This window comes from Microvirga zambiensis WSM3693, assembly GCF_016735695.1.
Lineage (GTDB): Bacteria > Pseudomonadota > Alphaproteobacteria > Rhizobiales > Beijerinckiaceae > Microvirga > Microvirga zambiensis.
The window spans coordinates 21,099-44,512 of the sequence record NZ_JAERQD010000010.1; the positions used below are offsets into that span (position 1 = coordinate 21,099).

Consider the following 23,414-nt stretch of genomic DNA (forward strand, 5'->3'; position numbering starts at 1 on the left):
ATGTCATCGCCGCACCGGCCGATTCTCTTCCAACCGCTGCAGATCCGCGGGCTCGAACTCAAGAACCGCGTGGTCATCTCGCCCATGTGCCAGCATTCCGCACTGGAGCGCGGCTGCGCGGGAGCGTGGCATCTGGTCCATCTGGGAAAGTTCGCGCTTGGCGGGGCGGGACTGATCTTCGTCGAGAGCACGGCGGTGGAGCAGGGGGCGCGGATCGGCGTTCGCGACCTCGGTCTCTGGTCTGACGAGCAGGTGGCGCCCTTCAAGGCCATCGTCGATTTCGTGCATCAGAACGGCGGCGCCATCGGCGTTCAGCTTGCCCATGCCGGCCGCAAGGCGGGATCGCAGGCACTGTGGGAAGGCGGCCGAGCCCTGACCATGGAACAGCTGCAGGCGACCGGTGAGCCGTGGCGGCGGATCGGCCCGAGCGCTGTCGCGGCAGGGCCGGAATGGTCCGAGCCGGAAGCATTGAGCCTCGACGGCATTGCCGACATCCGACAGATGTTCGTCGCTGCGGCGGAGAGAGCCGAACGCGCGGGCTTCGATGTTCTGGAGCTGCATTTCGGCCACGGCTATCTCGTCGCATCGTTCTTGTCCCCGCATTCGAATCGTCGCGAGGACGATTACGGCGGTTCGCGAGACAATCGGATGCGGCTCGCCCTCGAGATTGCGCGCGACGTCCGCGCGGCCTGGCCTAAGGAAAAGCCGCTCTTCGTGCGGATTTCCGCCGTCGATGGCACGGAGAACGGGTGGGGGCTTGACGATTCCGTCGTGCTTGCGCGCGCGCTCAAAGAGGTCGGCGTCGACGTGATCGACTGCTCGTCGGGCGGGCTGTCCGAGGAGACGCGCAACGCGAACGTGCCGCGCGGGCTCGGCTTCCAGGTCCCGTTCTCGGAGCGCATCCGCCGCGAGGCGGATGTGATGACCCAATCCGTCGGCGTCATCCTCGACGGTCATCAGGCTGAAGCCATTCTGCAGGAGGGTCGTGCCGATCTGGTCGCCGTCGGACGACAGGCTCTGTACGATCCCTATTGGGCGCACCATGCCGCCCACGCCTTGGGCTATGATCTTCGCTTCGGAGGCTGGCCGATCCAGCATGGTCCATGGCTCGCAAAGCGCGCACCGCTCATGGAGCAACTCCAATTCACGGATAACAACACCAGGAGCCTGAACGGCTCGGGTCGCTAAAACGGGAGAACAGACATGACCGCCAAATCCTTCGCTTCGACAGGTGATCTCTCGGAGAAGAACGTATCGTTTACCGAGATTGGGCCGGATCTGTATGCCTACACGGCGGAAGGTGATCCCAATTCCGGCATCATCGTCGGCGACGACGGCTGCATGGTGATCGATGCGCAGGCAACACCCGCCATGGCCGAAGACGTGATCGCCCGCGTACGCACGATCACCGACAAGCCGATCAAGTATGTGGTCCTCTCCCACTATCACGCTGTCCGCGTGCTCGGCGCCTCGGCCTATAACGCGCAAGGCATCATCGCCTCGAACGCCACCTACGATCTCATCGTCGAGCGCGGCGAGCAGGACAAGGCTTCCGAGATCGGGCGCTTCCCGCGCCTGTTCCGCGGCGAGAGCAGCATCCCGGAAGGCTTGACCTGGCCGACGCTCACCTTCGAGAGCGGCATGTCGGTGTTTCTCGGCAAGCGCGAAGTCAAGCTGTTCCATCTCGGTGCAGGCCATACGGCAGGCGATATCGTCGCATGGGTGCCCGATGCGGAGGTGATGTTCTCCGGCGACCTCGTGGAATACCACTCCGCCTGCTATTGCGGCGACGCTCACCTGCGTGAATGGCCGCAGACGCTCGATGCGATCATGGACTTCCAGCCCAAGGCGATTGCTCCCGGCCGCGGCGATGCCCTGCAGGGCGAGCGCCAAGTTCGCGAGGCCATTGCCATGACGCGCGATTTCGTGACGAGCCTTTATGGCGCGGCGGAGATATCGGTGGCGAAGGGGCGGTCGCTGAAGGAAACCTTTGCGGCGACGCGCGAGGTGATGGATCCCAAATTCGGCTCCTTCGCGATCTACGAGCATTGCCTGCCGTTCAACGTCTCGCGTGCCTTCGACGAGGCGTCCGGCATCGATCATCCGGTGATCTGGACCGCCGAGCGTGACCGCGAAATGTGGGCCGCGCTGCAGGGTTAAAGAGATCCTTTCAAACGATCCTGAGCGAGCGATGGTCGATAACGGGATCCTCGCTCGCTCAGTGGCAACGTGCGTTCATACTCTCCGGACGCTGAAGGCTTGCGCGAAGGTTGCATCGATGTCTCTTGCCGGAACGAGCGGTCTTCAAGCAGGCAAGCGGAAGGCCGTTGCGGTCGGCATTCTCTGGGGGCTCGTCGCGGCTTTGGCCTGGTCCGGCTACAATGTCGGCTCACGCCTCGGGCGGCTCGATGGTCTTTCGCCGACCGACATGTCCATGCTTCGCTTCGGGGTTGCGGCCCTGCTGCTGGTACCCTTCGTCGCGTCGCGCCGCAATGGGCATCCGCTCGGCTGGCTGCGTCTCTTGTGCCTCGTCGCTCTCGCAGGGCCGCTCTTCGGCCTGCTGATCAACACCGCCTTCGGGCTGGCACCGTTGTCGCATGCGGTGGTGCTGACGGCGGGGGGCACGATGGTGAGTGCCACCGCTCTTTCCTGGGGGCTCGATCGCAAGAGCCCGCCGCTGTTCAGAAGCGTCGGAATGGCGATCCTCATCGCAGGTCTCCTGGTGATTGCGTCCGATCAGGAGGCACAGGAGGCACGAGCCTCAGGACATGTATGGCTGGGCGATCTGTGCTTCGCCGCCGGGGGGGCGCTTTGGGGGACCTTCACCTATCTTCTCGGGCGCTGGAAGGTGGATCCTCTCGCGGGCATCGGCCATGTTTCCGTTCTGTCGGCGCTCGCTTTCCTGCCCTTCTTTCTGGTCTGGCACACCGGTGATGCCATACCCGCAGGCATCTGGCTCAGCCAGGCGTTCTACCAGGGCGTTCTCGGCGGCTGTCTGGCACCCGTTGCCTTCGCCAAGGCCGTATCGCATATCGGTGCGTCGGAAGCCGCATTGTTTCCCGCCCTCGTGCCGTCTGGCGCACTCCTGCTGGCTATCCCGTTGCTCGGCGAATGGCCGAGCGCATCGGAAAACGCCGGCGTCTTCATCTGCACCGCAGGCTTGCTCACGGCATTCAATATCCTGCGCTTCCTTCGGAAGGACCGCTCCGTTCTTTAAGGCATCGACGCCTGCTCGAGGCCCGTGCCTACGAATGTGCGGAACTCGGCGATGAAAGCTTCCGCCAGCAGGGACGACGGCCGCTGTTCCGACCGGATCGCTTCGAGCATGATCGGCGTCTCGGGAACGAAGGGCTTCACGACGACATTCGGGAACATGCTGAACAATGCGGAATACGGATCGACGATGGCGATGCCGGCACCTGTGTTCACCATGGCCCAGGCATTGATGATGAGGCCAACCTCCACGGCGGGCTGAAAGTTGATGCGCGCTTCGGCGAAGATCCCATTGATGATCGGCGCCAGGCCTTGACTGCTGGTATAGCTGACGAGGGGATAGGGCGCGATATCCGCGACAGACACCGAGTCCAATGCTGTCAGAGGATGTCCCTTCGGGATGATGCAGATCAGGTTCTTCTCGACGATGTCTTCGACCTTGATCGTCGGAAGCTCGGGGGTCAGGAAGCCGAATCCGAGATCGGCAGCACCTGTCGACACCAACTCCATGACTTCCCGTCGCGAATGCATCTGAAACCGGATACTCACGTCGCTCCGGTTCGCGAGGAACGCACCGACGGCTGAGGGCAGCAGGGTCGTGCCGATCGCCGGGATAGCCACGATATTGAGCGTGCCGCTTTTCGCCTCGCGCAACCCTTGGATGGTCCGCTTGACCACATCGACCCGGTCGAAGACATGCTCGATCTGGTTGAAGAGGATCCGCGCTTCCGGCGTCGGCTCGAGCCTGCCCTTGACGCGCTGGAACAGGCTGAAGCGCAGGCGATCTTCCGTGTAGCGCAAGACCCCGGTGACCGAAGGTTGGGAGATGTTGAGCATCTTGGCCGCACCGGTCACCGTACCCGATACCATGATCGCGTAGAAAACCTCCATCTGACGCAAATTCATGGTGCGGCGTGTCCCCAGGCCCCGGCTGAGATTATGGCCCAGATTGGCGAAGTCGCCCTTCGATGGGAAGGCCATAATTGAGCCAACTCTGCCTAAACCGCACCTGAGAGGCCGATTTCGCCGCCATTCTCAAGAACAAAAATCGAACATTCCCTGCGCATGGTCCCATAGCTTCGCACTATCGATCTGCGACATTTTCCAATTTGCCCCATCGGAAGCGGCAACCGATGATCCTGGGCATCGATATTCCGATTGGGAGAAGCGCTGTTGACGAGCATTGCCTCCACCCGCCTCACAGCCGAGATGCAGGCCTGGCGGCATCACCTTCATGCCATCCCCGAGACCGCCTTCGAGGAGTTCAAGACCTCCGATTATGTAGCGGGTCTGCTGACGGAGTTCGGGCTCGATGTTGCTCGGGGAATCGGCGGAACCGGTGTCGTCGGGAGCCTCACGCGCGGCAGAGGGCGAACGATCGGTCTGCGGGCAGAGCTCGATGCCCTCGACATCGAAGAGGTTCGAGATCTTCCTTACCGCTCGCGCCATCACGGCAAGATGCATGCCTGCGGCCATGATGGCCATATGGCGATGCTGCTCGGCGCGGCACGTTATCTTTCGGCTTCCGATACGTTTCGCGGGACAGTCCGTTTCATCTTTCAACCGGCGGAAGAGAACGAGGGCGGCGGGCTGCGCATGATCGAGGACGGTCTTTTCGACCGGTTTCCGGTCGATGCGGTCTTCGGCATGCACAATTGGCCCGGTATCGAAATGGGCCACATGGCCGTCCGGTCCGGGCCGATCATGGCAGCCTCGGACATGTTCGAGATCACCGTCACGGGGCAGGGCACCCATGCGGGCATGCCGCATATGGGCTCGGATGCCATCGTGGCCGCCTCCGCCCTCGTGGCCGCGCTTCAGACCATCACCAGCCGGCGCGTTCACCCGGCGGAGCCGAGCGTGGTCAGCGTCACGCAGATCCACGGCGGGAACACCTGGAACGGCGTGCCGGCAGAAGTCGTCTTACGCGGAACCGTGCGCTCCTTCGATCCGGGCGTCCGCCACGGCATCGAAGCCGCCATGGGCACGATCGCTGCCGGAATCGGCCGGACGCACGGCGTCACGGTCAAGGTGGACTACGATCGGCGCTATCCCGCCACGGTCAATCACCCCGAGGCCGTGGAAACGGTGGCAAGAATTGCCGCCTCCCTGTTCGGAGCGGCCAATGTCGTCAGGGATGCCTTGCCATCCATGGGAGCCGAGGATTTCTCCTACATGCTTCAGAAACGACCGGGATGCTTCGTCTGGCTCGGGGCCGGACCGACCGCCGACGGCCATGTGCTCCATAACGAGCACTACGACTTCAACGACCGGCTGCTTCCGCTCGGCGCCGAGTTCTGGATCCGGCTCGTGCAATCCGAACTCCCTGTCGAAGGACCATAGGCTCACCTTATCGAAGATTCCAAAATCAGTATTGGCCCGACACCGAGCTGCAATCTCAAATTTCCCTACGGTCAAAGGCATCAGCCGAAGCAACGGAGACATCGGCCCATGTATAGAAAGAACACCCTCAAGGAGCGCCTGCGGAACGCGGAGAATGTCTTCGGCTGCTGGACCATGCTGGGCAATCCGCACGTGACGGAGATCCTTGCGCTGGCGGGCTTCGATTATCTCATCCTGGACCAGGAGCACGGCCTCGGCGACCCGACATCCCTGTCGCTGCAATTGCAGGCTGTATCTGCCACGAACACCACGCCGATCGTGCGCGTGCCCTGGAACGATCACGTCTATCTCAAGCGCGTGCTCGATGTCGGCGTCGAAGGCGTCATGATTCCGAGCGTCGAGACGGCGGAGGAGGCCCGTGCCGCGGTGGCGGCCTGCCGCTATCCGCCCCTCGGCCGCCGCGGCACCGCCGCCAGCACGGTCCGCGCCTCGAGCTACGGCATGGCGCCGGATTACGTGTCCACCTGCGCGGACAATCTGCTGATCGTTCTTCAGATCGAGTCGGCCAAGGGCGTGGAGAACATCGACGAGATCCTCGAGGTCGAGGGCATCGACGTCATGTTCATCGGGCCCTACGATCTCTCGGGAACGATGGGGCATCTGGGCAACATCAAGCATCCCGAGGTGGCGCGGGCGATCGAGCATGCGGAGAGCCGGATCAAGGCGAAGGGATTGCCGATGGGAACCGTCCCGCATCCCGGCTGCACGTGGAAGGATATGTTCGCGCGCGGGTATCAATTCGTGAACGCCGGCAGCGACGTGGCTCGCCTGCGCGACGGCTCGCTCGTCGACGTCAAGGCATTCCGGGAGATCTACCGGGATCCAAAGCTTTCGGCGGCATAAGAGCAGGGCGAATGCGCGGGAGCTCGTTCTCCCGCGCATAATGGAGCATGAGGCCAAAGAGCGAAGAAGATGCCGGCACAGGCGCGAACGCTCAGCAGAGGAACTCGGACGGCTGTCCTTGAGCGAAAGTGGAGAGAGCGAATGGCAAGCAACCCAGATTTCACCCGCCGGCACTTTCTCGGCGGTCTTAGTGCCCTGACGGCGGCAGCAACATTCGGAGGGTCCGGCATCGCCTTTGCCCAGGCCGTCGGCGATACGCTGGTCGTCGGTCAGACCGGGGACATCATGTCGCTCGATCCAGCCTACCGCCTGGATACGCTGACCGGCATCGTGCAGAAGCATCTCTACTCCTCCGTCCTGAGTCGAATGCCCGACATGAGCGTCGGGCCGGGCGTTGCCAAGACGGCAGAGCGCGTGTCGCCGACGAAATGGCGTCTCGTGCTGCGCGAAGGGATGAGGTTCTCCAATGGCGAGCCCGTGGATGCGGAGGCTGTGAAATATACGATCGCGCGTCTCAATGCCGAGGAAACGAAATCTCCGATCAAGAGCTTCTTCGTCAACCTGAAGTCCGTCGAGATCGAGTCGCCTTATGTGGTGACGATCGAAACCGAAGCGCCCGACGCCCTGTTCCAGGCGCGCATGACGAACCTGCAGCTCGTGCCGCCGAAATACACAGCGGGCGTCGGTCTGAAGTTCAACGAGGCGCCGATCGGCTCCGGCCCGTACACGCTCGACCGCTGGCGCCGTAACGAGGAGGTTGTCCTCCTTGCGAACCCGACCTACGGCGGCGAGGTGAAGCCGAAATACAAGCGCATCGTGTTCCGTCCGGTGCCGGAGGAAATCGCACGCATCTCGGCCGTCAAGACCGGTGCCGCGCATCTCGTAACGTCGCTGTCGCCCAATCAGGCCGCGAGCCTGTCGAGCAACGAGGACGTCCAGGTGCTCAAGGTCGAGAGCAACCGCGTCATGGTGGTTCAGTTCAACCCCTTTGCGGAGCCGGCGACGAACCCGCTGTTCCGCCGCGCCGTGGGGCTGGCGATCAACCGCGACGAGCTGATCAAGGGCCTGATGAAGGGCTATGCGAGCCCGGTCAAGACGATCTACGCATCGTCGATCCAGGGCGTGCCGGCCGATGCGCAGGGCGATTTCCCGTACAATCCCAACGAGGCCAAGAAGATCATCGAGGATCTCGGTCTCAAGGGGAAGGAGATCGAGCTGGCAGGTGCTGCGGGGCGCTACCCCCTCGACAGAGAGACGGCGCTCGCCGTCGGCGCTCAGTTGCGGCGGGTTGGGCTCGATGTCAAAGTGCGGACGGAGGAGTACGGATCCTTTGCCACCAAGATCAAGTCGAATACGGTCGCGCCGATCTTCATCCAGCCGCACGGCAATGTCTGGCTCGATCCGCTGCCGCAGATCATCGCCTTCTTCTACAGCAAGGGCCATTGGTCGGGCTGGAAGGAGCCGGCTCTCGACGCCATGATCGACAAGGCAAACCAGGCGGACGGGCCCGAGCGCGTCGCCCTCGTCGGGCAGCTGATCAAGAAGCTCAGGGACGATGCCTCCGCCGTTCCCCTGTTCGCGCATGAGGTCGTCTACGCCGCCGCGCCCTCGCTGAAATGGCGCCCGCGTGCCGATGACCTCATCGTCGCCGAGGAAATCGGATGACCCTTGAGGCGTCTGACGAGGCGAGGCTGATCGCCTGGATCGAGCGGAGGGCGGATCTCTCACTCGAAGAGATCCGGCGCTCGATCCGGCAGCCGAGCGTCAGCCAGACGGGGGAGGGGATCGCGGAGATGGCCCAATGGACGCGGGCCTATCTGCAGGAACTCGGAGCGCAGGCCCGGCTGGTGCCGGGCCGCCACGCTCCGATCGTGGAAGGCGAACTCATCGCCGATCCGCAGGCTCCGACCTTGCTGCTCTACGACCTCTATGACGTGCAGCCGGCCGCAGGCCAGGCGGGATGGAACGTGGAGCCCTTCGCCGCCGAGATCGTTCCCGAGGCGAACGGGCGGCAGCGCCTTGTCGGCAGAGGCACCTTCAACTCCAAGGGGCCTCTGTTCGGGACGCTCGCCGTTCTCAAAGCTTTTCGCGAAGCCGGGATCCAACCTCCGGTGAATGTCCGCTTCCTGATCGAAGGTGAAGAGGAAATCGGTAGCCCATCCCTGCCGGGATATATCGACGAGAACCGGGATACGCTTACGCGGTGCGATGCCGCCTTCATTCCCTATTTCGGCACGACGGGTGCCGGCCATACGATTCTGCGTCTGGGATTCAAAGGTCTTGTCCTCCTGGAGTTCAAGGTTACGGGAGGCGCCTGGGGCGGTCCGGTCGCGGGCGATCTTCATGCCCTGCATGGCGCCCTCGTCGCGAGCCCCTCGTGGCAGCTTGTGCAGGCGCTCGCAACGCTCGTCGACCGTCAGGAGAGGATCGTTGTCGACGGCCTCGACGCTGTGACGCCGCATCCGACCGAGCTTGAGCAACGGCTCATCGACACCGTGGCGAAGGTCCATGATTTCGAAGCCTATCGCGCGGAAATCCGCGGCGCGCGCCTGAAATCCGATGCACCGCCGCGGGACCTCCTGACCGAACTCATGTTCTCCTGCACGCTCAACATCGACGCGCTCAAGGCGGGAAAGGTCGAGGAGGGGCACGACCCGGCGACCATCATTCCCCGCACTGCCAGCGCATATGCCGATCTGCGCGTCCTGCCCCGCATGGATCCGAACGTGGTGGTGAGCCTGATCCGGCAGCATCTCGACAGGCGCGGATTCGAGCATGTGGAGATTATCGTTCGATCCGCATATCCGGCATCGAGCAGCGCGGCGGACGAGCCGGTGGTGAGAGCCCTGGCCGAGGCATGCCGCGACCACGGCGCCGATCTGCGGATCTATCCGCTCCATGCGGGTGCTGCGCCCATGTACCTGTTCTCGCAGGTGCTGGGCCTGCCTTACGCATTCGGTGGAATCGGTCACGGCGCCGGATCGCATGGGCCGAACGAGTACATCATGGTCGATGACATCGTGTCGTTCATGAAATCGGTGGCGACGTTCTTTTACCGCTTCTCCCGCTATCAGCGAGACAAACGATGTTGACCTATCTTGCCAGACGGAGCCTCCTCGTCATCGTCACGATCACCGGCGTCATGACGATCCTCTTCGGTCTGCAGAAACTCGCCGGCGATCCCACCATCTTTCTCCTTCCGCCCGAGGCGACGGAAACCGAGCGTCTGAACCTCCTGCGGCAGCTCGGCCTCGATCGGCCTCTCATCATCCAATACATTTCATTCCTGACCAATGCCGCGACCGGGAATATCGGCCTGTCGTGGAAGTACAATCAGCCAGCGCTGCCCATCGTGCTCGAGGCCTTTCCCGCCACGATCCTTCTTGCCACGTCGGCCCTTGCATTCAGCATTCTTACGGCCGTTCCGCTCGGTATTCTGGCAGCGCTCAGGCGCGACACCTGGGTCGACACCTTCGCGAGCGGCATTGCCGTGATAGGTCAGGCGATGCCCGTATACTGGTCGGGGCTGCTGTTCATCCTGCTGTTCAGCACCACGCTGCGATGGCTTCCATCCATGGGCAGCGAGGGATGGCTGGCCTTGATCCTCCCCGCTATCACTCTGGGCCTGAACACCATGGCCCGCATCATGCGCATCACGCGCTCGTCGATGCTCGATGTGCTCGGTCAGGATTACGTGAGAACCGTCCGAGCCAAAGGCATTCCCGAATATACCATCCTGTTCAAGCATGGCCTGCGCAATGCTGCGGTCCCGATCGTTGCGCTGATCGGGCTGCAGCTCGGCGGCCTTCTCGGCGGCGCCGTCCTCATCGAAACCGTCTTCTCCTGGCCGGGCGTCGGGAGACTGGCCGTCAATGCCGTCTACTCCCGCGATTTCCCGCTCGTGCAGTCGGTGGCGCTCATGGTCACGATTACGTTCTCACTCGTGAACATGTTCGTCGATGTACTCTGCGCGATGCTCAACCCTCAAATCCGATTGAATTGAACGGGGATCGACATGTCGAAGAAAGGTCTCGTCGGATTTGGCATCCTTTTCCTGGTGATCGTTGCGGCGATCACGGCCCCGTGGATTTCCCCGTTCGATCCCAATGCCCAAGACATCATCAATAGCCTTGCCGCGCCGCTCGCCGAGGGGAGCGAAGGTGGCATTCATCTCCTTGGCACGGACCGGCTGGGGCAGGATGTCATGAGCCGCATCATCTACGGCACGAGGGTGTCGCTGACGGTCGCGTTCGGCGCCGTAGGGGTGTCGGCCCTGATCGGCATTCCACTCGGGCTCGCGGCAGGGTTCATGAATCGCTCCATCGAGTCGCTGGTCCTCGTCGCCACCGATATCGTCCTCTCGATCCCGTTCATCCTCCTTGCTCTCGTTCTCATGAGCGTGCTCGGCGCCAGCCTGACCAACCTCATCATCGCCTTTGCCGTCGTGCGCTGGGCGCAGTTCGCCCGGGTGACCTATTCGTTGTCCCTCGAGCTGCGGGAAAAGGAATATGTCCTGTCCTGCAAGGCAGCGGGCATTTCGTTGCCGCGGACGCTTGCCGTTCACGTCCTGCCCAACATGGTCGGACCCCTGATGGTGGTGGCGACCCTTGAGCTCGCTTATGCGATCCTGATGGAATCCGGTCTCTCTTTCCTAGGCCTGGGCGCTCCACCGGAGACGCCGTCCTGGGGTGGAATGCTGCAAGAGGGACGCAACGAGCTCGACACGGCCTGGTGGCTCACGGCGGCTCCGGGGATCGCCATCATGGCGACCGCCATCGGGTACAACTTCGTCGGAGATTGGATCCGCGATCGTCTCGATCCGCGCCTGCAGGGAGTGCTGCGATGAACGCGCCGGTCTTTCAGATGCGCAATGTCAGCATCGACCTCGACAGCCCGAAGACTCCGGCACGCCGGATCGCCAACGGGATCGATCTCGAACTGCATCGCGGCAAGACGCTGGCCCTCGTGGGTGAAAGCGGTTGCGGAAAATCCGTGACAGCTCTGTCGGCGATGAATCTCCTCTCGGCCCCTCTCAGGATCAGCGAGGGTTCCATCCTCCTGGAAACCGAAGCGGGTCGGGAAGACATCGCGAGGTTGAACCCTTCGGGATCGCAGATGCGGGCCATTCGCGGGCGCCGCATCGCGATGATCTTCCAGGATCCGATGACGGCGCTCGATCCTGTCTATACCGTCGGCGATCAGATCACCGAAAGCCTGTGCCAGCATCTCGGCCTGTCCCGCAAGGATGCTTGGAAAAGGGCAGTCGAGCTTTTAAGGCTAGTCGGCATCCCGGCGCCCGAGCAGCGCGCCAGGAACTATCCCTTCCAGCTCTCGGGCGGAATGCGCCAGCGCGTGATGATCGCCATCGCGATCGCCTGTTCTCCAAGTGTCCTGATCGCAGACGAGCCGACCACGGCACTCGATGTCACTGTCCAGGCTCAGATCCTGGAACTTCTGCGCGGGCTTGGCGAAGACCTTGGAATGGCGACCCTTCTCATCACCCACGATCTGGGAGTCGTTGCCGAGAATGCGGACGAGGTCATCGTCATGTATCGCGGTTACGTGGTCGAGAAGGCCGGTGTCGATGCTTTGTTCGACAATCCGGCTCATCCCTATACCCAGGGTCTCATGGCGTCCCTGCCGCCAGCGGATGGAGAGCGGATCGAGCTGACGCCCATCCCCGGCCAGGTTCCAGCGATCACCGAGGATATCGTCGGCTGTCCCTTCGCCAGCCGGTGCCCTCATGTCATGCCGAAATGCGGTGAGACGATGCCTGCCCTTGGCGCAATCTCCTCCGAGCAGTCGGTGGCCTGCTGGCTGTATCCTGCTGCCGCGGAGGCTCGCCCATGACCGACCGGCTTCGCATCAGCGATCTCAAGGTCCATTATCCGGTTCGTAAAGGCTTGCTGCGGCGGGTCGTCGGCGCGGTCCGGGCGGTGGATGGTGTGAGCCTGTCGATTCCGACCGGCGCAACCTTCGGCCTCGTCGGAGAGAGCGGCTGCGGCAAGAGCTCCCTCGCGAGAGCCATTCTTCAGCTGCAAAAGCCGAGCGGAGGCAGAATCCTTTTCCGGGCGGAGGGGCAGGACGATGCGGCGACGGACCTGACAGCGCTGAGCCCGCGCAGGCTGCGTGCCTTGCGGCGGGAGATGCAGATCGTCTTTCAGGATCCCTATTCGGCACTCAACCCGCGTTTGCGCGTGAAGACGATTCTCGATGAGCCCCTGCGGGCAATGGAAACTTTAAGCCGTGCGGAGCGCCGCGCGCGGATCGTGCGAAGTCTCGAGGCTGTCGGCTTGACGGAGGCTGCTCTGGAGAGATTCCCGCACCAGTTCTCGGGCGGTCAGCGCCAGCGTATCGCGATCGCCCGCGCGCTCCTCTCGAACCCGAACTTCATCGTCCTCGACGAGCCGGTCTCGGCGCTCGACGTGTCCGTTCGCGCACAGATTCTCAATCTTCTCATTCAACTGCAGCGCCAGCTCGGACTGACCTATCTCTTCGTCTCTCACGATCTGTCAGTGGTCAAATATCTCTGCGATCAAGTTGCCATCATGTATCTCGGGCGCATCGTCGAGAGCGGGCCGACTGCGGAGATTTTTGCCAATCCCCTTCACCCCTATACCAAGCTTCTTCTCGCCGCCGTACCGGTGCCGAAGCCCCGGCGCGGCAGGAAAGCCGTGAAGCTGCAGGGCGATCCACCGAGCCCCATGAACATTCCCGACGGTTGCCCGTTTCACACCCGCTGCCCATCGGCGACGGAGGAATGCCGGAAGAGCGTGCCGTACCTCCGCGAACTTGGGTCCGCCCATGTGGTGGCATGCCATCATGCGGAGCGCTTGACCGCACAGGAGAGTGTGGCCGCTGCCGGTAATCCGAAGAGCATGATCCCGGTTCGCGCGTCGGCTTGATCTTAGAGACGACCGAAGACGGAAGCCTCGGCATCGAAATTATGCCCGACAACTCTATGAGCGGGACCGAGGGTCCGAGCTTGGCCGCGAGAGCATATAGCCCTGACCTATACTTCATCCAAATGTTTGAATTTTTCGCAGTTTTTCTCCTGCGTAAGATGACCTGAAGACGCCGGCACTGACCAAGTTCAGGACGGTTTCGGGCGATCGTGCCTGGAGCGGCCATCCTACTGATCTTGGCTGAGAGACAGATCAAACGCATCCGGCGTCTCAATGAGGATCACCTTCGGGAGAGGCAGATGAGACATTCAAAGTCGTTCCGGCATTGGCTCGGTGCCTGTGCACTTACGCTGAGCGCGGCGTTCGCTGGATCCGCCGCCGCGCAGAATGCCGCGGTCGAGACCGTCGTTCCGGGTCAGTTGACGGTGCTCTTCAATCCGGCCTCGCCGCCGACATCCTTCATCAAGGACGGCAAGGCGACGGGCATGGCCGTGGAGATCGTGGAAGAAATTGCGAGGCGCCACAATCTCAAGGTGGAATTCAAGGCGCATGCCGATCTCGCGGGGGCCCTGCCGGCTGTATCGAACCGGCAATATGACCTTGCCGCCATGGGTCTCATGAGAACGCCGGAGCGCGAGGCCGTCGTCGACTTCTCGGGCTCCTGGTACTATGGCTGGTTTCCGCTGATCGTCGACAAGAGCGCCGGCCTGAACGGCTACAAGGACCTGTCGGGCAAGACCGTCGGCATCAACAAGGGCAGCATCCAGGAACGCTATATGTTGGATAACCATCCCAACATTCAGCTGATGGCGTTTCCGAACGACACTGCGGCCGTCGCGGCGCTCAATGCCGGAAAGGTCGATGGCGTTCTGACGGGCAGTGCGCTGCTCGGAGAGACCCTGAAGCGCTTTCCGCATCTGACGGTGGCGGCACGCACGCCGACGCCCTACCCGAATGCATTCCCGGTGCGCAAGGGCAACGATTCCCTCCGCAAGGCTCTCGACGACGGGCTGCGCGAGCTCGTCAAGGACGGCACCTACGTCAAGATCTTCGACAAGTGGCACGCAGGCGATGCTTTGCCTGAGCCCATGTACAAGGATTATCCCGGCCTGGAGGTCCAGCGCGCTCCCGGCGTAGCCTCTCCGCGCTCTTAAGCGTCCGAAGGAAGGGCAGGATCGCAATTGATGCCGCTGCCGCATGCAGCGGCATCCGATCCCCCATCTCCATCCCCGGCGGCATTTCAGCGCCGCTTCCCGTCACCGGAAAACTGTTTCGAGGGGTCCATGGGCTCGATGGTGGTCTGTCCTGAGCCGCCCGCGGCTGCGGTCGGCGCGGAAATCCTGCATCGCGGCGGCAATGCGGCCGATGCGGCCGTTGCTGCGGCATTCGCCCAGGGCGTGACGAATCCGTTTCTCTGCGGACTTGGAGGCACGGCGATCCTTCTCGCCATGGATCGGCATGGCGAGACGACCGTGATCGATGGCGAGGCCGAAACCGGGTCAGGCCCCGTTCCCGCCGACTGGATCGAAAACCTCCAGGGACGCTCCGAGGCGATCGGCCGGTTCATCGTCGACGGGGAGGACAATCAGATCGGCGCCAAGTCGGTGATGGTCCCAGGATTCGTCGCTGCCTGCGCCGAACTCCACCGCCGGCATGGCAGCGGCAGGCTGTCCTGGGCCGAGCTGATCGCACCATCGATCCGCCTCGCCGCCGGCTTCGAGGTCTATCCCTACATTGCCGAGATCTGGGCCCGGGAATTCGAGGGGCGTGGGCCCGCGGCTCCAGGATATCCGTCCATCATGGCGAAGTTCGAGCGCGACGATCAGGCACGACGGATCTATCTCAAGGACGGATCGAAGCCTTATCGGACGGGCGATACGCTGCGCCAGCCGCTCCTGGCGCGGACGCTGGACCGGATCGCGCATGCGGGGCCGGAGGACTTCTATCGCGGTGCCGTGGGGCAGAGTCTCGGTGCCGATCTGGAGCGGAAGGGCAGCCTGATCCGAAAGGGCGATATCGCGTCCTACAGAGTGCACGGGCAGAAGGCGCTGCACAGCCGGTATCGCGGCCACGACATCTATACCTCGCCGCCGCCCAGCCCGGGTGTCCAGCTTGTCGAGATGCTGGGTGTTATCGAGAAGCTGGATCTCCTGTCACATCCACGCGACAGCCTTGAAGCCGTCGATCTCATCGCGCAGGTCATGCGCGCCGGTTTCGTCGACAACCGCGACGTGAAGGCGGTTCTGCTCCCGGAGGCCGATGCCTGGACGCGTCGCGTGACGGCGGGCGACCGAATCCGCGATTGGGCGGACCGCATCGCGCGAGGCGAGCGCATCGCCGGCGAGGTCGAGCGGCAGAGCACCGGGACCACCCACGTGGTGGTGGTCGACGACGATGGCCTCGCGATCAGCTTCACCCATTCGATCGGCTCCGTCGCGGGATCCGGAACGATCTCGCCGGAGCTAGGCTTCCTGCACAACAACTTCCTCGGCCATTTCGATCCTCGCCCGGGACGGCAGATGTCGATTCTCTCCGGGCGTCGCATCGGCAGCGGCATGCCGACCATCGTGCGCAAGGATGGCCGCACGAAGCTGGTGATCGGCGCTCCCGGAGGAAGCCGCATCATCACCTCGATATTCCAGGTTCTGCTGAATGTCGTGGACCGGGACATTGCGGCGGATGTGGCCGTCGGCCTGCCGCGCTTTCACAGCGAGGAGGATCTCCTCGTCCATCTCGAGCCGGGATGGCCAGACGCCATCCGCTTAGGCCTCGAGGCGAGAGGCTGCAGCGTGCGCTGGAACATCTATCAGGCGCGCGTGCAGGCCATCCAGATCGCAGATGATGGCCATCTCATCCCCGGAGCCGATCCCCGCGGCGGCGTCGTCGGACGCGGACCGGGTAGCGCTGCGCTGTCGTCTTCTTATTCCAACTCACCCATCGGAGAATGAAACCTATGTCCGACCTGCAATTGAACATGACTCTTCGCGCCTACGATCACCTGACTCCGCTTTTCCTGGGCGATGTGCCAACACCGGGAATTAAGCTCAATCTGGATCACCGGGCGCCGCTGACGAGCGCCTTCCCTGAAGGGCTGGCGGCCGCCGAGGTTTCGTTCAATCGCTATGTCCTCGCCGCCGCGAAAGGTGACGACAGCATCATCGGCCTGCCCGCCTTCATTCTCCGCGGCTTCCGTCACCGGAACTACATCGTGCGCCGTGACAGTCCGCTGGAAACGCTGGCGGATCTGCGCGGACGCAAGGTCGGGACGAATTCCTGGAGCGATACCGGCACCATGTGGGCGCGCGCCGCGATGCGCGATGCCGGGGTCGAGGTTTCGGAGGTGCATTGGGTGATCGGCGATCTCGACGAGGCCACCCCTTTGAAGCCTCCGACGGCGCTTGACGTCGATCCGCCGAAAGGGACGCATTTTCTGCGTTCCGGAGAGGCGCTCATGGGCAAGCTTCGCGAGGGAGGCATCGATGCCGTGACCACAGCCTTCATGCCGGAACCCGTCTTCCAGCCCAATGGCGAGTTCCGTCGCCTGGTGCGCAACTACCGTGACGTGGAACGTGAATTCCATCATCGCACGGGCGTCTATCCGGGCTTTCATATCGTTGCCGTGCGCCGCGAGTTCGCGGAGGCGCATCCGGAAGCCGTGATGACCCTCTACCATGCCTTGCGGAAGTCCTGGGACATCTGGTGGTCCAAGGCCAAGAAGTTCGCTGAGGGTTCGCCTTGGGCCATGGAGGAGATCGAGACCATGGTTCGCGACTTCTCCGGCGATACGCCGCCTTTCGGAACCGAGACGGCCGCACACAGGCGCATGCTCGCCATGATCTGCCATGAGCAGTTCGCGCAGGGGCTGATTTCCCGCGCCGCCCGGCCGGAAGACCTGTTCAGCGGGTTCGAGAATCTTGGAGCGCGCATCGCCGCCTGAGCGCGGGTGAGAGCGCCGGAAGCATGGTGAGGGGAGCGAAATGCCTGAGGGATTGCAACGACTCTGGCGCACATTCTTCGATGTCGACCAGATCATGGCCATACTTCCCGAGATGCTGGCGGTCGGTGTGCCGAACACCATCATCCTGGCTCTGGTGGCGGTGGTCATCGGCACCGTCATCGGGCTGGTCGTCTCCATGATGCTGATCAGCCGCAACGCTATCGTGCGGATGCCGGCACGCACGTTCGTGGATGTGTTCCGCGGATTGCCCGTGATTCTGACGATCTACCTTGTCGGTCAGGGGCTGCCGATCGCAGGCATCCGCATTTTCGGCGGGAACAGCTATGCCTATGCCGCGCTCGCTCTCGGCCTGATCGAGGGCGCCTATATCAGCGAGATCTTTCGCAGCGGCATACAAAGCGTCGAGCGCGGTCAGATGGAGGCATCGCGTTCCCTCGGGCTTTCCTATTTCGAAACGATGCGCTGGGTCATCGTTCCACAAGGCATCCGGCGAGTTCTACCGGCCCTGACCGGACAGTTCATCCACATCATCAAAGGATCGTCGCTCGTCTACCTTCTCGGATTGCTGCCGGACCAGCGCGAGATTTTCAGCATCGCCTCGGACGCGTCGCATATCTCGGGGACATTATCGCCGATGGTGGCGGCTGGAATCGTCTACCTCTGCCTCACCATTCCTCTGACTTATGCGGTCAATGCCTTCGACAGGCGACTCCGTGACGGCGCGCGGCCCACACCGGAGCCGGTATTGACGCCGGCGCATCAATCCTAGCATCGAGGTCGGCTGCCATGTCTTCATCCCGCCATCCCGTCGGCGTGCACGCCGAGAACATTACCAAGGTGTTCGACCGCCATCCCGTTCTCCAGGACGTCAGCCTGAAGGTCGAGCCGGGGACAACCACCTGCATCATCGGTCCATCGGGATCCGGTAAGTCGACCTTCCTGAGATGCATCAACCGGCTGGAGGAGCCGACGGCGGGCCGCATCGTGATCGGGGGAGAAGACATAACGAGCGATGATGCGGACATCGATGCCATCCGCTCGCGTGTCGGCATGGTGTTCCAGAGCTTCAATCTCTTCCCTCACATGACCGTTCTCCGCAACATCACGCTGGCCTTGATGCGCGTGCGGAAAATGCCGCGGGATCAAGCGGTTGCCGTTGCAGAGGCTCAGCTCGAAGAGGTCGGCCTCCTGGCTTTGAAGGATCGGCGCCCATCCCAGCTCTCTGGCGGCCAGCAGCAGCGCGTCGCCATTGCCCGGGCTCTTGCGATGCAGCCGGACGTCATGCTCTTCGACGAAGCGACATCCGCACTCGACCCGGAGCTGGTCAAGGGCATTCTCGAGATCATGAAGCGTTTGGCCGCGTCCGGCATGACGATGATGGTGGTCACCCACGAGCTGCGTTTCGCCCGCGAGGCTGCCAATCAGGTCGTCTTCCTCGACAGAGGGCACATTGTCGAAAGCGGGCCGCCGGACAAAGTCTTCAACACGCCATCGTCGGACAGATTAAGGGAGTTCTTGTCGCAGATGTTATAGGGTACTAGTTGCCTGTCGAGGCAGAAGCATGCCACTCGGTGGGTGCGCTGCATCTATCGTGCCGTGCCAAGGCGCGGCTCGGCTTCTGCGTGATCTTCAGAGGAAATGCGGAAGAAATTGTTTTGTCTGGAAAGGCGATGCGGGAGAGTCCGATCTGGAATAATCCAGGCCGGCGCCGACGGAGCAACACCCCGGAATCTCTCAGGCTCAAGGACCGTATCGCTGGACAATCTGGAGAGAGGCGGTGCTCCGCCCACCGAAGGGGATACCGAGCGTCGATGAGGCGGTCAGGTTAAGCTCTCAGGTACCCGAGACAGATGGGGATCGTCGGACCGCCGCAGGGCGGTTCAGAGACCTTGCTGCTTGGGAGAACGTATATGCCTCATATCGTCGTTATCGGAGCCGGAATTACCGGTGTGACTACAGCCTACGCGCTTCTCAAACGCGGTTTCGACGTAACCGTCATCGAGCGGCATCGCTATGCCGGGATGGAAACTTCCTTCGCCAACGGAGGCCAATTGTCCGCGAGCAACGCGGAGGTGTGGAACAGTACCTCGACCATCCTCAAGGGGCTGTCCTGGATGATGCGCAAGGACGCACCGCTTCTGTTCAATCCGCTTCCCAGCTGGCACAAGCTCTCCTGGATATCGGAGTTCGTCGCGCAGATCCCGCATTACCGCCGGAATACGGTCGAGACGACACGGCTGGCCATTCAAGCCCGCCGTTATCTTTTCGAGATAGCGGAGGACGAGAAGATCGATTTCAATCATGAGCGCCGCGGCATTCTTCATATCTATCGCGACCGGAAAAGCTTCGAGCATGCGGCGTCGGTCAATGGCCTTCTGCGTGAGGGCGGGCTCGACCGGTATGCCGTCACCTCCGAGGAGATCCATGCGATCGAACCGGAGCTGCATGGAACCTACTACGGCGGCTTCTTCACGCCCTCCGATTCAACAGGGGACATCCACAAGTTCACGCGCGGCCTGGCGAGCGCCTGCGAGCGTTTGGGTGGGAGGTTCATCTATGACGCGGCTTTCGAGCGGATCGCGCATCTGAAATCCGGAGTGGAGATTACGTGGAGGTCTACCAAGGCAGTCGATGACTCGGCCCGTTCTGCTGCATCGAATCGCATTGCGGCTCATGGCGTCGTCGTGTGCGCAGGAACCGCCAGCAGGGCCATCGCCAACCATCTCGGTGACCGGGTCAATGTCTACCCCGTCAAAGGCTATTCCATCACGGTCCATCTCGATTCCGAACAGAGTCGGAACAGTGCCCCATGGGTCAGCCTCCTTGACGATAAGGCAAAGATCGTCACGAGCCGGCTCGGTATCGATCGGTTCCGCGTCGCCGGCACGGCCGAGTTCAACGGATTCAACAAGGATATCAGAGCCAATCGGATCAGACCCCTGGCCGATTGGACCCGCGACCTCTTCCCCGGCATCGAGATGACGAAGGTCGTTCCGTGGAGCGGCTTGAGACCGATGATGCCGAGTATGCTGCCCTATACGAAGGCAAGCCGGCGGCCGAACGTGTTCTATAACACCGGCCATGGGCATCTCGGCTGGACCTTGTCTGCGGCCACATCGGAAATCGTAGCCGAGAAAGTCAGACAGGCCGTGGCCGGGGCGGGTTGACGGCGCAAGCTAGCCCTTGGCACCTGCTGGCAGAGCGCATTCGGAAGTCTCTCATGACGCTTCGGACAGCCTGTCCTCCCGCACGTGAAGGGTAACACCGCTTATCCGCAGCGCATCGGCCATAGGCCCTGTGGGCAAGGCCTCGGTCACGATGTCCGAGAGGTCTCTCAAGCGACAGACAAGCTCGAGATGACGGCGATTGAACTTGCTGGAGGCAACGAGCAGAGCCCGCCTCTCTGCCCGCTCCAGCATCTTGCGCTTGACCCAGCAGGCACCTGATTCCACATCGTTGGGGCCGTCCGGTGTCAGGCCACTGGCGCCGATGAATGCGATGTCGGCGTTGAAGCGATCCAAAAACGCGCAGGTCTCAGGTCCGTAGACGCCGCCTTCGTGAGCGGAGAACTCTCCCGGACAAAGGACGACACGGGTCTTCTTTTGCGGTGCGAGCGCCTGCGCGACGGCAAGGCAGTTGGTGATCACCGTCAGGCCGTCGATGGAATAGGCCAGGGCTCGTGCGAAATGGGCCGTCGTCGAGCCCGAATCGATCATCAGCACGTCGCCCGGCTTGACCATCCGGACAGCCATGCGGGCAATGGTGTCGCGCTCTTGGACTGCCGTTGCGTCACGATCCTGAAATCCTGGCTGCAGGCCGAGCTGGAGACCGGTCGCGCCGCCATAGGTGCGGCTGACGAGACCGCGCCGCGTCATCTCTTCGATATCGCGCCGGACCGTTTCCGCGGAGACACCAAGACGGGTGGCGAGCTCGGAGGTCCTGACGCTGGGGCTGAGGGCAAGCTCGGTCATGATGACCCGCTGGCGGGTGGCCTTTTTCCCTTCCGAGAATGACATCGACAAAATCCTGAAACAGTCGAGCGGCCATATTGTGTGGTCTTCCTCAAAAATTTTGGACATTCCACATTAGTATGATTGATCTTCCAAATTTCTATTCCTAAGGTCCACAGAAAATACGGTGAGCCGGCTAAAGGGAGTGAGATGTACTCAGATGCAGCCCATGGCGCGGACGCCGCTCGAGAGGTTGAGAAAATGAAGCCCCTGTCCGCGCTGTCTCTGAAGGCGGCTCGCTCCATCCGTGTGGTGCTGACGGACATCGACGACACGATAACCACCGACGGGCAGCTCACCGCTGATGCCTATGCCGCTCTCGAGCGCCTGCATCAGGCGGGTTTCCTCGTGATCCCGGTCACCGGCCGCCCCGCTGGATGGTGCGATCACATCGCCCGCATGTGGCCGGTGGATGCGGTGGTGGGCGAGAACGGGGCCTTCTATTTCCGCTACGACCGGGCCACCAAGACCATGCGCCAGCGCTTCTGGGCCAAGCCGGAGGAGTTCGAGCGCAATCGAGCCAAGCTCGATGCCATCGAGAAAGAAGTGCTGGCGAATGTGCCGGGGGCGGCGCTCGCCAGCGACCAGCCTTACCGTTTGGCCGATCTCGCCATCGATTTCTGCGAGGACGTGCCGCCGCTGCCGGAGGCGGAGGTGGACCGGATCGTCGCGATTTTCGAGCGTCATGGTGCGCAGGCCAAGGTCAGCTCGATCCACGTCAACGGCTGGTTCGGCGATTACGACAAGCTGAGCATGGCGAAGGTCGTGCTCGCCGACGAGTTCGGGATCGGCTGGGACGAGGCCAGGGCCTGCGTCGTCTATGCCGGCGACTCGCCCAATGACGAGCCGATGTTCGCGGCGTTTCCGCTGAGTGTCGGCGTCGCCAACATCCAGGCCTTCGCGCATCGGCTCAGGCACAAGCCGGCCTTCATCGCGCAGGGCCATTCGGGGGAAGGCTTCATCCAGCTTGCGGAAGTGCTGCTCGGGGCACGAGAGAAGACTGCCTGATATCAGAAAGCCATAGGTTCGACGCTCATGTCCGAAATCGTTGTCAATGCCGTGTCGAAATCCTGGGGAGGCGTGGGAGGCGTCGACCGGATCAGCTTCAAGGCCGAGGCGGGGACGCTTCTCGTCCTGCTCGGTCCCTCCGGATGCGGCAAGTCCACGACCCTGCGGCTCATCGCCGGGCTCGAGGAGGTCGATTCCGGCACGATCACCATCGGAGGCAGAGATGTCACTCATCTCTCACCGGCCGAACGGCGCATCTCAATGGTGTTCCAGTCCTACGCCCTCTTTCCCCATCTGAACGTCGCCGAAAACATCATCTTCGGCCTGAAGGTTCGTCGTGTCGGGCGTGCCGAGCGGGAGGCGCGGCTGAAGAAGGTCGCCGATATTGTCGGCCTATCGCATCTGCTCGAGCGCAAGCCGTCCCAATTGTCCGGTGGTCAGCGCCAGCGTGTCGCTCTCGGGCGCGCGATCATAGCGGAGGCGCCGGTCTGCCTGATGGACGAGCCTCTGTCCAACCTCGATGCCAAGCTGCGCCACGAGATGCGCACGGAAATCCGCAGCCTGCAGCAAAGGCTCGGGATGACGATGGTCTATGTCACACATGACCAGACCGAAGCGATGACCATGGCCGACCGGGTGATCCTGATGCGCGACGGTCACATCGAGCAGAACGGGGCTCCGCACGAACTCTATAACGAGCCGGCGAGCGATTTCACCGCGCGTTTCATCGGCACTCCGCCCATGAACATCATTGGGTGGCGCGACGGATCGCTTCTGGGCGTCCGCCCCGAGCACATTTCCCTGGTGGAGCGCGACGGAGTATCGGCGAGGGTCAAGGCGGTCGAGTATCTCGGCGCCGACAGCATCATTCTCTGCGACACGGACGGAGGAACGGTCTGCGTCCGCCAGACAGGATACTGCTCGCTGCCAGCCGGTGCGCAAGTCGAGCTGGGGTGGCAAAACTGTCATATACATCTGTTTGACAAGGACAGCGGAAAGCGTCGCACCGGCGGTGTCTCGCCGCACTGATCGCTTTCTTCTGAAGAAACGCAGGCGGCAACAGCCGCAGGCGCG

19 protein-coding genes, 1 pseudogene and 1 riboswitch are annotated in these 23,414 nt (G+C 62.6%); of the genes and pseudogenes, 18 read left to right on the top strand and 2 right to left on the bottom strand.

The features are described 5' to 3' along the window. From JKL46_RS10030 to JKL46_RS10040, 3 genes are all read left to right on the top strand, one after another. The gene (locus tag JKL46_RS10030; RefSeq protein ID WP_201832487.1) at positions 1-1,188 is read left to right on the top strand and encodes an NADH:flavin oxidoreductase/NADH oxidase; all 1,188 of its coding nucleotides are present in this window, start codon (positions 1-3) and stop codon (positions 1,186-1,188) included. Positions 1,189-1,203: 15 nt separating this feature from the next. Next, positions 1,204-2,160 (top strand): MBL fold metallo-hydrolase, encoded by a 957-nt coding sequence (locus JKL46_RS10035; protein WP_201832488.1) that lies wholly within the window; start codon positions 1,204-1,206, stop codon positions 2,158-2,160. Positions 2,161-2,278: 118 nt separating this feature from the next. Next, positions 2,279-3,217 (top strand): DMT family transporter, encoded by a 939-nt coding sequence (locus JKL46_RS10040; RefSeq protein ID WP_201832489.1) that lies wholly within the window; start codon positions 2,279-2,281, stop codon positions 3,215-3,217. On the opposite strand, the gene JKL46_RS10045 is transcribed toward JKL46_RS10040, so the two are convergent. Next, positions 3,214-4,194 carry a LysR family transcriptional regulator gene (locus JKL46_RS10045; protein ID WP_201832490.1) on the bottom strand — a complete coding sequence of 327 codons (981 nt, stop codon included), beginning with the start codon at positions 4,192-4,194 and terminating at the stop codon, positions 3,214-3,216. The genes JKL46_RS10040 and JKL46_RS10045 overlap by 4 nt on opposite strands. A gap of 192 nt (positions 4,195-4,386) precedes the next feature. On the opposite strand from JKL46_RS10045, the gene JKL46_RS10050 reads away from it, so the two are divergent. From JKL46_RS10050 to JKL46_RS10115, 13 genes and pseudogenes are all read left to right on the top strand, one after another. Beyond that, the gene (locus JKL46_RS10050; protein ID WP_343074037.1) at positions 4,387-5,556 is read left to right on the top strand and encodes a M20 aminoacylase family protein; all 1,170 of its coding nucleotides are present in this window, start codon (positions 4,387-4,389) and stop codon (positions 5,554-5,556) included. 108 nt (positions 5,557-5,664) lie between these two features. Further along, entirely contained in the window at positions 5,665-6,459 is a 795-nt protein-coding gene (locus JKL46_RS10055; protein ID WP_201832491.1) for an HpcH/HpaI aldolase family protein, read from the top strand. A 141-nt stretch (positions 6,460-6,600) separates the two neighbouring features. Beyond that, a complete protein-coding gene (locus JKL46_RS10060; protein WP_201832493.1) occupies positions 6,601-8,124 on the top strand; it encodes an ABC transporter substrate-binding protein in 1,524 nt (507 codons plus the stop codon). Beyond that, on the top strand, positions 8,121-9,551 hold the full coding sequence (locus JKL46_RS10065; RefSeq protein WP_201832495.1) for a M20/M25/M40 family metallo-hydrolase: 1,431 nt from the start codon (positions 8,121-8,123) through the stop codon (positions 9,549-9,551). The genes JKL46_RS10060 and JKL46_RS10065 overlap by 4 nt, the downstream gene beginning before the upstream one ends. Beyond that, complete coding sequence (locus JKL46_RS10070) at positions 9,545-10,462, top strand: ABC transporter permease (protein WP_201832497.1); 918 nt, start codon at positions 9,545-9,547, stop codon at positions 10,460-10,462. The genes JKL46_RS10065 and JKL46_RS10070 overlap by 7 nt, the downstream gene beginning before the upstream one ends. A 12-nt stretch (positions 10,463-10,474) precedes the next feature. Then, the gene (locus tag JKL46_RS10075) at positions 10,475-11,305 is read left to right on the top strand and encodes an ABC transporter permease (protein WP_201832499.1); all 831 of its coding nucleotides are present in this window, start codon (positions 10,475-10,477) and stop codon (positions 11,303-11,305) included. After that, positions 11,302-12,309, top strand: a complete 1,008-nt coding sequence (locus JKL46_RS10080; RefSeq protein WP_246529237.1) for an ABC transporter ATP-binding protein — start codon at positions 11,302-11,304, stop codon at positions 12,307-12,309. The genes JKL46_RS10075 and JKL46_RS10080 overlap by 4 nt, the downstream gene beginning before the upstream one ends. Further along, on the top strand, positions 12,306-13,364 hold the full coding sequence (locus tag JKL46_RS10085) for an ABC transporter ATP-binding protein (RefSeq protein WP_201832501.1): 1,059 nt from the start codon (positions 12,306-12,308) through the stop codon (positions 13,362-13,364). The genes JKL46_RS10080 and JKL46_RS10085 overlap by 4 nt, the downstream gene beginning before the upstream one ends. Positions 13,365-13,663: 299 nt before the next feature. Continuing rightward, on the top strand, positions 13,664-14,518 hold the full coding sequence (locus tag JKL46_RS10090) for a substrate-binding periplasmic protein (protein ID WP_201832502.1): 855 nt from the start codon (positions 13,664-13,666) through the stop codon (positions 14,516-14,518). A gap of 129 nt (positions 14,519-14,647) precedes the next feature. Further along, positions 14,648-16,312, top strand: a complete 1,665-nt coding sequence (locus JKL46_RS10095) for a gamma-glutamyltransferase family protein (RefSeq protein WP_201832503.1) — start codon at positions 14,648-14,650, stop codon at positions 16,310-16,312. A 5-nt stretch (positions 16,313-16,317) separates the two neighbouring features. Further along, positions 16,318-17,301: an ABC transporter substrate-binding protein gene (locus JKL46_RS10100; RefSeq protein ID WP_201832504.1), complete on the top strand. Its 984-nt coding sequence runs from the start codon at positions 16,318-16,320 to the stop codon at positions 17,299-17,301. A gap of 40 nt (positions 17,302-17,341) precedes the next feature. Next, positions 17,342-18,855 (top strand): annotated as a pseudogene (locus JKL46_RS36265) (amino acid ABC transporter permease/ATP-binding protein). Between the two features lie 130 nt (positions 18,856-18,985). Beyond that, positions 18,986-19,082: riboswitch (glycine riboswitch) on the top strand. Positions 19,083-19,232: 150 nt separating this feature from the next. Continuing rightward, complete coding sequence (locus JKL46_RS10115) at positions 19,233-20,489, top strand: D-amino acid dehydrogenase (RefSeq protein WP_201832507.1); 1,257 nt, start codon at positions 19,233-19,235, stop codon at positions 20,487-20,489. 51 nt (positions 20,490-20,540) lie between these two features. Here the strand turns inward: JKL46_RS10115 and JKL46_RS10120 are convergent, their stop codons facing one another. After that, positions 20,541-21,338, bottom strand: a complete 798-nt coding sequence (locus JKL46_RS10120) for a DeoR/GlpR family DNA-binding transcription regulator (protein ID WP_201832508.1) — start codon at positions 21,336-21,338, stop codon at positions 20,541-20,543. A gap of 195 nt (positions 21,339-21,533) precedes the next feature. On the opposite strand from JKL46_RS10120, the gene JKL46_RS10125 reads away from it, so the two are divergent. Both JKL46_RS10125 and JKL46_RS10130 read left to right on the top strand, forming a co-directional pair. After that, complete coding sequence (locus JKL46_RS10125; protein ID WP_201832510.1) at positions 21,534-22,340, top strand: HAD-IIB family hydrolase; 807 nt, start codon at positions 21,534-21,536, stop codon at positions 22,338-22,340. Between the two features lie 27 nt (positions 22,341-22,367). Then, positions 22,368-23,369, top strand: coding sequence for an ABC transporter ATP-binding protein (locus JKL46_RS10130; protein WP_201832512.1), 1,002 nt, complete (start codon positions 22,368-22,370; stop codon positions 23,367-23,369). The last annotated feature ends 45 nt before the right edge of the window (positions 23,370-23,414 follow it).